This is a genomic window from Rhodococcus sp. 4CII, assembly GCF_014256275.1.
GTDB classification, from domain to species: domain Bacteria; phylum Actinomycetota; class Actinomycetes; order Mycobacteriales; family Mycobacteriaceae; genus Rhodococcus_F; species Rhodococcus_F wratislaviensis_A.
In genome coordinates, this window is the sequence record NZ_JACCFE010000002.1 from 6216464 (window position 1) to 6227873 (window position 11410).

Sequence of the window (11410 nt, forward strand, 5' to 3'; positions counted from 1 at the left end):
ACATCAACGTCTGGAGACCGAACATGTTTGGACTCTCACTCTCGTTCCTCCCGTTCGTCGACGGCTCCGACGGCTCCCGCACCGACGCCCCAGTGGTGCTCAGCCACGACCAGGTCGAAGAGATCGGCAGGGAACTGGACGCCCTCCGCGACCGGACGGTCGCGGATCTCGGCGCCGAGGACCGCGAATACATCTACAAGATCATCAAGGCGCAGAGGGGATTCGAGGTCGCCGGCCGCGGTTTGATGTACCTCGGGTTCTTCCCGCCGGCCTGGATCGCCGGCGTCGGCGCCCTCGGTGTGTCGAAAATCCTCGACAACATGGAGATCGGCCACAACGTCATGCACGGCCAGTACGACTGGATGCGGGAACCGGGCCTGAACTCCCGGGTGTTCGAATGGGACACCGTCTGCCCGGCCGATCAGTGGAAGCACTCCCACAATTACATGCACCACACGTACACCAACATCCTGGGCCGGGACCGGGACATCGGCTACGGCATCCTGCGGATCGACGAGGCGCAGAAGTGGAACCCCTATTACCTGGGGAACCCGGTCTACGCATTTTTACTGATGATGCTGTTCGAGTGGGGCGTCATGATGCACGACCTGGAGGCGGAGAACGTGATCCAGGGCAAGCGGAAGTGGCACGACGTCAAACCGCTGCTGAAAGGCTGGTGGCGCAAGGCCGGCAGGCAGGTGCTCAAGGACTACGCGATTTTCCCGGCACTCACCGGGCCGCTGTTCGTGTCCACGCTGCTCGGCAACGTGGCCGCCAACCTGATCCGCAACGTGTGGGCGTACTCCATCATATTCTGTGGCCATTTCCCGACCGGCGTGCAGAGTTTCACCGAGGACGAGACCGCGGAGGAGACCCGCGGCGAGTGGTACGTCCGGCAGATGCTCGGCAGCGCGAACATCGAGGGCAGCCCGCTGTTCCACATCATGTCGGGCAACCTGTCGCACCAGATCGAGCACCACCTCTTCCCGGACCTGCCCGCCCATCGGTACCCGGAGATGGCACCCGTCGTGAAGGCGCTGTGTGAAAAGCACGGCCTGCCCTACAACACGGGTGGTTTCTTCAAGCAGATCGGCTCCGTGTGGGGGAAGATCTTCAGGTTCGCACTGCCGCCCGGTCTCGTCTCGTCCGACACCCCTCCCGGTGTTATCGTCGAGCGGCAGAAGACTGCAGCCTGAGAGGCGAAAAACATGGTGGGGAAGTTCGAGCGGCGCAAGGACACCGTGCAGGAACTGACGGAGTCCGCGGCTACACACGTCGGCCAGATCGCGACGATTATCGCCGGCGCCGTCCGGGACGTCACCCGGGAGATCGGCGACTGGGTGTCCGACGGCATCGAGATGCGTGAGGCCGCGAAGAAGGCCCGCGACGACCAGGGCGAGGACGAACCCGTCGACTGAGGATCTTCGCCGAGGTGGGCCACGACCGTCACCGGTCGTGGCCCCCCTTTGGTTCAACTATCAGATGACGCCGAGCGAGATCATGGCGTCGGCGACCTTCACGAAACCGGCGATGTTCGCGCCGTGCACGTAGTCGCCGGGCATGCCGTATTCGGAGGCCGTGGCCACGGTGCGTTCGTGGATGCCACGCATGATCGCGGCCAGGCGTTCGTCGGTGTAGCCGAATCCCCACGAGTCGCGGGATGCGTTCTGCTGCATCTCGAGTGCCGACGTGGCCACTCCACCGGCGTTGGCCGCCTTGCCCGGTGCGAAGGCCACGGCGGCATCGCGGAATACCTGGACCCCCTGCGGGGTGGTGGGCATGTTCGCGCCCTCGGCCACCGCCTGCACCCCGTTCGCGACCAGGGTCTTGGCGGCGGCGTCGTCGAGTTCGTTCTGGGTGGCGCAGGGGAGTGCCACGTCGCACGGCACATCCCAGATGGATCCGTCCGGGACGAACCGGGCGTGCGGCACCGCGTCGGCGTACTCGGTGATCCGTCCGCGGCGCACCTCCTTGATCTCCTTCAGGAGTTCGAGGTCGATGCCTTTCTCGTCGACGATGTATCCCGACGAATCGGAGCACGCGATCGCGATTCCGCCGAGTTGGTGCACCTTCTCGATCGCGTAGATCGCGACGTTGCCCGACCCGGAGACGACGACGGTCTTGCCGTCGAGCGAACTGTTCGCGGCCTTCAGCATTTCCGCGACGAAGTAGGCGACGCCGTACCCGGTGGCCTCGCGACGCACCTGCGATCCACCCCAGGTGAGGCCTTTGCCGGTGAGGACACCGGACTCGTAGGAGTTGGTGAGACGCTTGTATTGACCGAACAGGTAGCCGATCTCGCGGCCGCCGACGCCGATGTCGCCGGCCGGGACGTCGGTGTACTCGCCGATGTGGCGGTGCAATTCGGTCATGAACGACTGGCAGAACCGCATGATCTCGGCCTCCGAACGGCCCTTCGGGTCGAAGTCGGAGCCGCCCTTGCCGCCGCCGATCGGGAGTCCGGTGAGGGCGTTCTTGAAGATCTGCTCGAAGCCGAGGAACTTCACGATTCCCAGATTCACGCTGGGGTGAAACCGCAGGCCGCCCTTGTAGGGGCCGAGCACGCTGTTGTACTGCACGCGGAAGCCGCGGTTGACGCGCACGTTGCCGGCGTCGTCGACCCACGGCACCCGGAAGATGATCTGGCGCTCGGGCTCGCACAGTCGCTCGATCAATCCGGAGTCGGCGTAGTGGGGGTGGTGGTCGAGCACGACCTGGAGCGACTCGAAGACCTCGGCGGCCGCCTGGTGGAACTCGGGTTCTCCGGCGTTCCGCAGGCGGACCTGCTCGTAGATCTCTGCTACCTGGTCGCGCGTTGACACAGACCCACCTGCCTGACGTGTGAGGAATTCGTTACCTGACGTTTACTTTGGAAACTATAGACCGGGTGTCGGGTGTCCTGTATCGCGCTGTGTGTGCGGCTCAGGGCTTGCGCAGGGGTGCGCGGGAATGCACTGCGACCGCGGTGTGCTCGACGGCCTCGCCGCAATGCGCGCACCGCTGCTCCAGTGCCAGTGAGTGTCCGCACTCGTGGACGAGGACGGACGGGGCCTCGTCGACCGCCCACTTGCTGCCCCATTGGAACAGCGAGAGGAGCAGTGGCCGCAAGTCCTCGCCCGCCGGGGTCAGGTGGTATTCGAAGCGGGGAGGGTGCTCGGAGTACTGCCTGCGCTCGATGACGCCGACCTCCTCGAGTTTGCGCAGACGCGCGGTGAGGATGTCGCGGGAGACGCCGATGTACCCGGCGATCCGGTCGAACCGGTGCACCCCGTAACTCAGTTCGCGGATGACCAGCATGGACCAACGGTCGCCGATGAGTTCCATCGTGGCGGCGATGGCGCAGGGTCTCGGTGCCAGTGGCATGCGGTCCATCACGATCTCGGGTGTCGCTGGCTCGGTGTCGCCGGTGTTCATGTACTCCATCATAGAGGGTTGTGTTTTCCAACTAATAGGGGTTAGTGTCGGAAATCGCAGTTAGTTGGAAAATCGGACTTACTAATTCGAAGGGGTCGTCATGACCACGATTCAAGATCGAACGGTGCTGGTCACCGGGGCCAATCGCGGGCTCGGACGTGCCTTCGTCGCCGAGGCGCTGGCGCGAGGAGCGCGAACGGTCTACGCGTCGGCACGGGACGTCTCGACGATCGACGGGCACCCGCGGGTGGTACCCGTGCACCTGGACGTCACCAACCCCGAATCGGTGTACGCCGCGGCGGAGATCGTCGGCGATCTCGGTGTGCTGATCAACAACGCCGGCATCTTCATCGGCGAGTCCCCGTTGACGGGTGATCTCGACGGGATGCGCCGTGAACTCGAAACCAACCTCTACGGACCTCTCAACGTGACCCGCACGCTAGCGCCGGTCATCGCGTCCAACGGGGGTGGCGCGATTCTCAACGTGCATTCCGTGCTGTCGTGGTTGGCCGTCGGCGGCTCCTACAGCGTCTCGAAGGCCGCCCTCTGGAGTGCCACCAACGCCATGCGCGCCGAACTGGCGGCACAGAACATCCAGGTGGTCGGGCTGCATCTCGGGTACATGGACACCGACATGACGAGCGGACTCGACGTCGAGAAGATCTCGGCGGCCGAGGTCGCGCGACTGGCGTTCGACGGCATCGAGTCGGGTGCGGACGAGGTCCTCGCCGACGACACCACCCGTGCGGTCAAGGCGGCACTCTCGGGCGACCTCGACGTTCTCTATCCGCAGTCGGCGGAGCGGGGGGCCGCGTAGTGGACGTGTTCGGCGGTGACGTGTCGACGGTCGAGGGCGTGGCAGACGCGGAGTGGGGAGAGGTGCGGTCGAAGATCGTCGAGTGGCACGACCCGGCCGGGCCGGCACGCAGGGCCCGGGAACTCGACGGTCTCACCTACCTGCGGGCGATCCTCGACGAACGCGTTCCCGCGCCGCCCATCGCCAGCCTCATGAACCTGCGATTCCTGGAGGCCGAACCCGGAAGGGTGGTATTCGCGCTCGATCCCGACGAGTCGCAGTACAACCCCATCGGCGCGATCCACGGCGGTGCCGTCTGCACGCTGCTCGATTCGGTGGCCGGATGTGCGGTGCACTCGACGCTGCCGGCGGGGTGGGGGTACACCTCGGTCGAGATCAAGGTCAACTACATCCGCGGAGCGACCCGCGATTCGGGTGCGTTGACGGCCACCGGCGTCGTGAAGAAGTCGGGTCGCCGCATCGCGTTCGCGGAAGGGGAGGTCACCGATTCGCAGGGCCGCCTCGTCGCCACCGCCACCAGCACACTGCTGGTGTTCGAGATTCCGCCGGAGGCCTGACGCCGGATGTGCGGGAACCCGCCACTCGCGGAGGGGAGTGGCGGGTCCCGATGCACCGTTGCCCCGTCGGGTTGGGGCGATGCGTGAACAAGACTAATCGGTCGGTTTGCTACGCGCGAGTACGCCACCCGGGCCGGGCCCTCGAAGCTGCCCGGCGGCGGACCGAAATTTGATGTACTGAAGCGTCCTCATCAGCGTCATCCCCGCAGCGGTCAAGGAAGGCACCCCCATGGGCACGATCACCACGCAGGACGGCACCGAGATCTTCTACAAGGACTGGGGAACCGGTCAACCCATCGTGTTCAGTCACGGGTGGCCGCTGTCGGCAGACGACTGGGACACCCAGATGCTGTTCTTCCTCCAGCACGGCTACCGCGTCATCGCCCACGACCGGCGCGGGCACGGACGCTCCACCCAGACCGGCGACGGCCACGACATGGACCACTACGCCGACGACCTCGCGGCGCTGACCTCGCACCTCGACCTGCAGGACGCCATCCACGTCGGCCACTCGACCGGTGGCGGCGAGGTCGTGCACTACCTCGCGCGGCACGGCGAGAGCAGGGTATCGAAGGCCGCTCTGATCAGTGCGGTGCCCCCGCTGATGGTGAAGACGGAGGCGAACCCGGGCGGCCTCCCGAAGGCCGTGTTCGACGATCTCCAGGCGCAACTCGCGGCCAACCGTTCCGTCTTCTATCGCGACCTGCCGTCGGGGCCCTTCTACGGCTTCAACCGGCCGGGCGTGGAATCGTCGGAGGCCATCATCGAGAACTGGTGGCGCCAGGGAATGATGGGCGGGGCCAAGGCGCACTACGACGGAATCGTCGCCTTCTCGCAGACCGACTTCACCGAGGACCTGAAGAAGATCACCGTGCCGGTGCTCGTGATGCACAGCGAAGACGATCAGATCGTCCCCTACGCCGACGCGGGCCCCCTGTCCGCGAAGCTTCTCGCGAACGGGACGCTGAAGACGTACAAGGACTTCCCGCACGGCATGCCCACCACTCAGGCGGAGACGATCAACGCCGACCTGCTGGAGTTCTTGAAGGGCTGACGCCGAGCCCCCGATTCCTGTGTGCCCAGGTGATCGGGGGTGTTCGCCGTAGCGGCACTTCGCCGAATGAGTGCCCCCGGCAGGATTCGAACCTGCGACCAAGAGATTAGAAGGCTCTTGCTCTATCCCCTGAGCTACGGAGGCGCGCCGCAAATATTACCTGTCGCCCGGAAGGCGCCGACCGGGGCTGTGGTCTGCCCGCGTCAGGAGCCGACGGCCACGGCGGCGAGCAGCAGTGCCGCCAGAACGACCTCGACCACGAAGTAGAACCACACGGGGTAGAAGCGCGGCGGCCGGTCGGCGACGGCCGACACGATCCTGCCGAAGGCCATTCCCAGCAGGGCGACGGCCACCGTCACCGCCGCGACGGACCGGATGCCATAGGCATCGAATGCGGCGAAGAAGAGCAGCCCCGCCGTCGCGACACCGAACCCGCCGTAAACGGCGCGCACCTCGGCGCGGGCCGTCGCCGAATCCGCAGTGAGTCGGAACGGGGCGACCAGCAGGCCGGGCGCGGCGAGACCGTATACGCCCATGCCGGCGAAGAACAGTGCCACGACGATGATCAGAAACTCCGCCATCTCAGCCTCTCGTTCCCTCGGGACACGTCCCGTCGACGGTAACCGGAACTTGCGCCGGACCCTCGTGTCTCCGACGGCCTGTCGTAGGTCCTACCCTTGAGGTATGGCTACACCCCAGCTCGCGGCGTCCGACCCGGCTTCGAAACCCCCGAATCGTGCCGATTCGACCGCCCTGTTCGTCGTCGGCGGCGTCCTCGCCGGTCTGGTTGCGGCAATCGTCGTCGGACTTTCCGCTGCTCAGGCGCTCGTGCTGCTGGGAATTCCGGATCCGGGTCCGATCACCACGTACGGACTGCCCGCCATGCGGGCCGTCTCCGAGGTCGCTGCCGTCGTCACCATCGGATCGTTGCTGCTCGCGGCGTTCCTCGTGCCGCCGCAGAAGTCCGGGGTTCTGGACGTGGACGGCTACCGCGCGGTGCGGACGGCGTCGTACGCCGCCATCGTGTGGGCCGCGACGGCCCTTCTCCTGGTCCCGCTGACGCTGTCGGACACGTCGGGGCAGCCCTTCGCCGAGGCGGTCAAGCCGGCCAACATCTTCAACTCGATCGATCAGGTCGAACTGGCCGGGGCCTGGCGCTGGACCGCGATCATCGCCATCGTCCTCGCGATCGCCGCCCGTCTGGTGCTGCGGTGGTGGTGGACGCCGATCCTCCTGGTCGTCGGCATCCTCGGTCTGATGCCGCTCGCATTGACCGGCCATTCGTCGTCGGGTGGTTCACACGACATGGCGACGAACAGCCTGATCCTGCACCTCGTCGCGGCCTCGCTGTGGGCCGGCGGACTGTTCGCACTCCTCGCCCATGCGCGGCGCCGGGGCGCCTACACCGATGTCGCGGCGCGGAGGTTCTCCACGATCGCGACCACCTGCTTCGCGGTCATGGCTGTCAGCGGTGTGGTGAACGCACTCGTCCGTGTCCCGATCGACGACCTCCTCGACACGACGTACGGGCGGCTGGTGGTCGCGAAGACCGTGGCCCTGGTGATCCTGGGCGTCTTCGGCTGGGCGCAGCGTCGACGGGCGCTGCCCGCGCTGCGGAAGGACGCGACGAGCCGCGGCAACCTGATCCGATTCGCCGGCGCAGAGGCCATGGTCTTCGCCGCGACGATCGGCCTCGCCGTCGGGCTCGGCCGCACGCCGCCGCCCGCTCCGACCGCCGCACCCACCCTCACGGAGGTGGAACTCGGCTACAACCTCGCGGGACCGCCGACGTTCGCCCGGCTGATGCTGGACTGGCGTTTCGACCTCCTCTACGGCACCGCCGCGATCGGGCTCGCCGTCGTGTACGCGCTCGGGCTGCGTAAACTCCGACGCCGCGGTGACGGCTGGCCGGTCGGCCGGACCGTCGCTTGGATGTGCGGATGCGTGGTGCTGCTGATCGCGACGTCCTCGGGTGTCGGCCGCTACTCGCCGGCCGTGTTCAGCGTGCACATGGGCGCTCACATGGCGCTGTCCATGCTGGCCCCGGTTCTTCTGGTGCTGGGTGCCCCGATCACACTCGCCCTGCGCGCCCTCGACCCCGCGGGCAGAAACGGCGTGCCGGGATTGCGGGAATGGATCCTGACCGCGTTGCACAGCCCGTTCTCCCGGTTCATCACCCACCCGGTGGTCGCGGCGGTGCTGTTCGTGGGCGGCTTCTACGCCCTGTATCTCGGGGGGATCTTCGCGGCGACGGTCGACTCCCACTCCGCGCACGTCCTGATGAATCTGCATTTCCTGCTCAGCGGCTATCTGTTCTACTGGGTCGCGATCGGCATCGATCCGTCGCCGCGCAAGCTGCAACCGGTGACGAAGCTCGCGATGGTGTTCGGCTCACTGCCGTTCCATGCCTTCTTCGGTGTCGCGCTGATGAGCATGGGCGCCGTGATGGGCGAGTGGTACTACCGATCGCTCGGACTCGGCTGGAACGCCGACCTGGTGGGAGACCAGCAGCTCGGCGGCAGCATCGCCTGGGCTACCGGTGAGATCCCGCTGGTTCTGGTGATGATGGCTCTGCTCATCCAGTGGTCCCGCAGCGACGGGCGCACCGCGCGGCGGGTCGACCGGGCCGCCGACCGCGACGACGATGCGGATCTGGCAGCGCACAACGCGATGTTCGCGGAGCTGGCGCGACGGGACCGTGAAGCGGGCCGCTGACCCCTAACACGCCACCCCGACAGGTTCGGGCATCCCGCTACCGTTTCCGGGGTGTCATCCACAGCCCCTCCGGTTGTCCACAGATGTCGGATCCCGGCCGACCACGGCGCGCGGGGACGGCACGCTGTGAGTGGCGGCACCGTGCCGCACTCACAGGGGGTAGAGCGTCATGTACGAAACACACGGCACCGTGGTCGGAACGGTGATCACCAGCCCGGTCACCCGGTCGAACGCCGCCGGTGACGAGTTCCTCAGCTTCCGGATGGCGAGCACCGTCCGGCGCCGCGACCACACGACGGGGGAGTGGCGCGACGGGAGCACGCTCTACCTGACGGTGACCTGCCGGCGCAGGCTCATGGCCGGCGTCGCCGGGGCGATCGCGAAGGGGGATCCCGTCCTCGTGACCGGCGACCTGCGCACCACCGAATACACCACGCGGGACGGCGTCGCCCGCTCCGACCTGGAGTTGAGCGCGACCGCGATCGGACCGGATCTGGCCCGCTGCACGGTTGTCCTCGAGCGCACACCGAGAGGCGTGGGCGTCGGCGCGGACGAAGGCACGGCGTCGCCGGTGACGGACGAGGTCGCCACCCGGTCCCTCGTCGCGTAGCGCGTCGGCGGGCACCCGCGCCGACCTCGCAATCCCGGCGCCGGTGCCCGCGGATTCGTCCTCGCCGCCCCTCGGCACGTCCGCGACCCTCCGCGATGTGGGTTCATCGCGCTCCACCATTAGGCTGGCCCCATGGCTGAGTTCATTTACACGATGAAGAAGGTGCGCAAGGCGCACGGTGACAAGGTCATCCTCGATGACGTCACGATGAGCTTCTACCCCGGCGCCAAGATCGGTGTGGTCGGCCCGAACGGCGCGGGTAAATCCAGCATCCTCAAGATCATGGCGGGGCTGGATCAGCCGGGCAACGGTGAAGCGTTCATCGCTCCCGGTGCCACCGTCGGGATCCTCATGCAGGAACCGCACCTCGACGAGACCAAGACCGTTCGCGAGAACGTCGAAGAGGGCATGGGTGAAACCATGGTCCAGCTCAAGCGGTACAACGAGATCGCCGAGCTGATGGCCACCGACTACTCCGACGAGCTGATGGAGGAGATGGGCGAGCTCCAGGAGAAGCTCGACCACGCCGACGCGTGGGAGATCGACTCCCAGCTCGAGCAGGCGATGGACGCACTGCGCTGTCCGCCGCCGGAGGAAATGGTCACCCACCTGTCCGGTGGCGAGAAGCGCCGCGTCGCCCTCTGCAAACTCCTGCTCAGCAAGCCCGACCTGCTGCTGCTCGACGAACCGACCAACCACCTCGACGCGGAGAGCGTCCTGTGGCTGGAGCAGCACCTCGCCGCCTACCCCGGCGCCATCCTGGCCGTCACGCACGACCGGTACTTCCTCGACCACGTCGCGCAGTGGATCTGTGAGGTCGACCGAGGTCGCCTGTACCCGTACGAGGGCAACTACTCCACGTACCTGGAGCAGAAGGCCGCGCGACTCGAGGTCCAGGGCAAGAAGGACCAGAAACTGCAGAAGCGCCTCAAGGAAGAGCTGGCCTGGGTTCGCTCGGGTGCGAAGGCCCGTCAGGCCAAGAACAAGGCCCGCCTCGACCGCTACGAGGAAATGGCCAACGAGGCCGAGAAGACCCGCAAGCTCGACTTCGACGAGATCCAGATCCCGGCACCGCCGCGCCTCGGCGACGTCGTCGTGGAGGTGTCGAACCTCGACAAGGGCTTCGACGGCCGGGTTCTGATCAAGGACCTGTCGTTCACGCTGCCGCGTAACGGCATCGTCGGTGTGATCGGCCCCAACGGTGTCGGTAAGACGACGCTGTTCAAGACCGTCGTCGGCCTCGAACAGCCGGACGCGGGCGAGGTGAAGATCGGTCAGACGGTCAAGCTCAGCTACGTCGACCAGAACCGCACCGGCATCGACCCCGACAAGACGGTGTGGGAGGTCGTGTCCGACGGTCTCGATCACATCGTGGTCGGCCAGACGGAGATGCCGTCGCGCGCCTACATCAGCTCGTTCGGGTTCAAGGGCCACGATCAGCAGAAGCCGGCCGGCGTCCTGTCCGGTGGTGAGCGCAACCGCCTGAACCTCGCGATGACGCTGAAGCAGGGCGGCAACCTGATCCTGCTCGACGAACCGACCAACGACCTGGACGTCGAAACCCTCGGTTCGCTGGAGAACGCGCTCGAACAGTTCCCCGGCTGCGCCGTCGTGATCTCCCACGACCGCTGGTTCCTCGACCGCACCTGCACGCACATCCTCGCGTGGGAGGGTGGCTTCGGCGACAACGAAGCTGCCTGGTACTGGTACGAGGGCAACTTCGAAGGCTACGAGGCCAACAAGGTCGAGCGGCTCGGACCGGATGCGGCACGTCCGCACCGCGTGACCCACCGCAAGCTCACGAGGGACTGACCTGTGGGGCAGAAGGCCTTCACGTACGAGATCCAGGTGCGGTGGGGTGACTCCGACCGGCTGGGTCACGTCAACAACACCCGATTCGTCGAGTACATGCAGGAAGCGCGTATCCATTTCCTGACCAGCGAGCTGCGCGCGAACGGTGAGCGGCCCGGTGCGATGGTGGTGCGCAAGATGGACGTCGAATTCCTGCGCCCCGTCACCGACGCCTCGGGTCCGTTGCAGATCGAGGTGTCGGTGCTGCACGTCGGTACGTCGTCGTACACGATCCGGCACGTCGTCACGAATCGTGACGGGGTCCGCTGCGCGACGGGCGACGCCCTTCTGGTGGCGTTCGACGTGAAGACCGAATCCTCGCGGCCGCTGTCCGACGCGGAGCGGAGCGGGCTGGAGAGGTACCTCACGCCGGCGACCACCGGCTGAACGTT

General features: G+C 66.6%; 12 protein-coding genes and 1 tRNA gene. 9 read left to right on the plus strand and 4 right to left on the minus strand.

Annotated elements, in window-relative coordinates:
• The first annotated feature begins 23 nt into the window (after nucleotides 1-23).
• Nucleotides 24-1196, plus strand: coding sequence for an acyl-CoA desaturase (locus H0B43_RS29550; protein ID WP_185724692.1), 1173 nt, complete (start codon nucleotides 24-26; stop codon nucleotides 1194-1196).
• A 12-nt stretch (nucleotides 1197-1208) separates the two neighbouring features.
• Nucleotides 1209-1418, plus strand: coding sequence for a hypothetical protein (locus H0B43_RS29555; RefSeq protein ID WP_185724691.1), 210 nt, complete (start codon nucleotides 1209-1211; stop codon nucleotides 1416-1418).
• A gap of 60 nt (nucleotides 1419-1478) precedes the next feature.
• Here H0B43_RS29555 and gdhA read toward each other — a convergent pair whose 3' ends face one another.
• Together gdhA and H0B43_RS29565 are read right to left on the minus strand one after the other, a co-directional pair.
• Nucleotides 1479-2822, minus strand: a complete 1344-nt coding sequence (gene gdhA, locus H0B43_RS29560; RefSeq protein ID WP_185724690.1) for an NADP-specific glutamate dehydrogenase — start codon at nucleotides 2820-2822, stop codon at nucleotides 1479-1481.
• Between the two features lie 100 nt (nucleotides 2823-2922).
• Nucleotides 2923-3426, minus strand: a complete 504-nt coding sequence (locus H0B43_RS29565; protein WP_185724689.1) for a helix-turn-helix domain-containing protein — start codon at nucleotides 3424-3426, stop codon at nucleotides 2923-2925.
• Between the two features lie 88 nt (nucleotides 3427-3514).
• Here H0B43_RS29565 and H0B43_RS29570 point away from each other — a divergent pair, with 88 nt between their 5' ends.
• The 3 genes from H0B43_RS29570 to H0B43_RS29580 all read left to right on the plus strand — a co-directional run bounded on the left by H0B43_RS29570 (nucleotide 3515) and on the right by H0B43_RS29580 (nucleotide 5842).
• Nucleotides 3515-4231: an SDR family oxidoreductase gene (locus H0B43_RS29570; RefSeq protein ID WP_185724688.1), complete on the plus strand. Its 717-nt coding sequence runs from the start codon at nucleotides 3515-3517 to the stop codon at nucleotides 4229-4231.
• Entirely contained in the window at nucleotides 4231-4788 is a 558-nt protein-coding gene (locus tag H0B43_RS29575; protein ID WP_312033649.1) for a PaaI family thioesterase, read from the plus strand. Before H0B43_RS29570 ends, H0B43_RS29575 begins: the two co-directional genes overlap by 1 nt.
• 229 nt (nucleotides 4789-5017) lie before the next feature.
• The gene (locus tag H0B43_RS29580) at nucleotides 5018-5842 is read left to right on the plus strand and encodes an alpha/beta fold hydrolase (RefSeq protein WP_185724687.1); all 825 of its coding nucleotides are present in this window, start codon (nucleotides 5018-5020) and stop codon (nucleotides 5840-5842) included.
• Nucleotides 5843-5913: 71 nt separating this feature from the next.
• Here H0B43_RS29580 and H0B43_RS29585 read toward each other — a convergent pair.
• Nucleotides 5914-5986: transfer RNA gene (locus H0B43_RS29585), tRNA-Arg, on the minus strand.
• 59 nt (nucleotides 5987-6045) lie between these two features.
• The gene (locus H0B43_RS29590; protein WP_185724686.1) at nucleotides 6046-6423 is read right to left on the minus strand and encodes a DUF4345 family protein; all 378 of its coding nucleotides are present in this window, start codon (nucleotides 6421-6423) and stop codon (nucleotides 6046-6048) included.
• Between the two features lie 103 nt (nucleotides 6424-6526).
• On the opposite strand from H0B43_RS29590, the gene H0B43_RS29595 reads away from it, so the two are divergent.
• From H0B43_RS29595 to H0B43_RS29610, 4 genes are all read left to right on the plus strand, one after another.
• Entirely contained in the window at nucleotides 6527-8557 is a 2031-nt protein-coding gene (locus H0B43_RS29595) for a cytochrome c oxidase assembly protein (protein WP_185724685.1), read from the plus strand.
• Nucleotides 8558-8726: 169 nt separating this feature from the next.
• Entirely contained in the window at nucleotides 8727-9167 is a 441-nt protein-coding gene (locus H0B43_RS29600; RefSeq protein WP_185724684.1) for a single-stranded DNA-binding protein, read from the plus strand.
• A gap of 132 nt (nucleotides 9168-9299) precedes the next feature.
• The gene (gene ettA, locus H0B43_RS29605; protein WP_185724683.1) at nucleotides 9300-10979 is read left to right on the plus strand and encodes an energy-dependent translational throttle protein EttA; all 1680 of its coding nucleotides are present in this window, start codon (nucleotides 9300-9302) and stop codon (nucleotides 10977-10979) included.
• A 3-nt stretch (nucleotides 10980-10982) separates the two neighbouring features.
• Nucleotides 10983-11405 (plus strand): thioesterase family protein, encoded by a 423-nt coding sequence (locus H0B43_RS29610; protein WP_185724682.1) that lies wholly within the window; start codon nucleotides 10983-10985, stop codon nucleotides 11403-11405.
• Nucleotides 11406-11410 lie beyond the last annotated feature (5 nt).

What these genes read in the sequence shown, in the direction of transcription:
- ettA (WP_185724683.1), top strand. Translation starts at nt 9,300, where the DNA reads ATGGCTGAGTTCATTTACACGATGAAGAAGGTGCGCAAGGCGCACGGT.
- H0B43_RS29600 (WP_185724684.1), top strand. Translation starts at nt 8,727, where the DNA reads ATGTACGAAACACACGGCACCGTGGTCGGAACGGTGATCACCAGCCCG.
- H0B43_RS29550 (WP_185724692.1), top strand. Translation starts at nt 24, where the DNA reads ATGTTTGGACTCTCACTCTCGTTCCTCCCGTTCGTCGACGGCTCCGAC.
- H0B43_RS29570 (WP_185724688.1), top strand. Translation starts at nt 3,515, where the DNA reads ATGACCACGATTCAAGATCGAACGGTGCTGGTCACCGGGGCCAATCGC.
- H0B43_RS29590 (WP_185724686.1), bottom strand. Translation starts at nt 6,423, where the DNA reads ATGGCGGAGTTTCTGATCATCGTCGTGGCACTGTTCTTCGCCGGCATG.
- H0B43_RS29555 (WP_185724691.1), top strand. Translation starts at nt 1,209, where the DNA reads ATGGTGGGGAAGTTCGAGCGGCGCAAGGACACCGTGCAGGAACTGACG.
- H0B43_RS29565 (WP_185724689.1), bottom strand. Translation starts at nt 3,426, where the DNA reads ATGATGGAGTACATGAACACCGGCGACACCGAGCCAGCGACACCCGAG.
- H0B43_RS29595 (WP_185724685.1), top strand. Translation starts at nt 6,527, where the DNA reads ATGGCTACACCCCAGCTCGCGGCGTCCGACCCGGCTTCGAAACCCCCG.
- H0B43_RS29580 (WP_185724687.1), top strand. Translation starts at nt 5,018, where the DNA reads ATGGGCACGATCACCACGCAGGACGGCACCGAGATCTTCTACAAGGAC.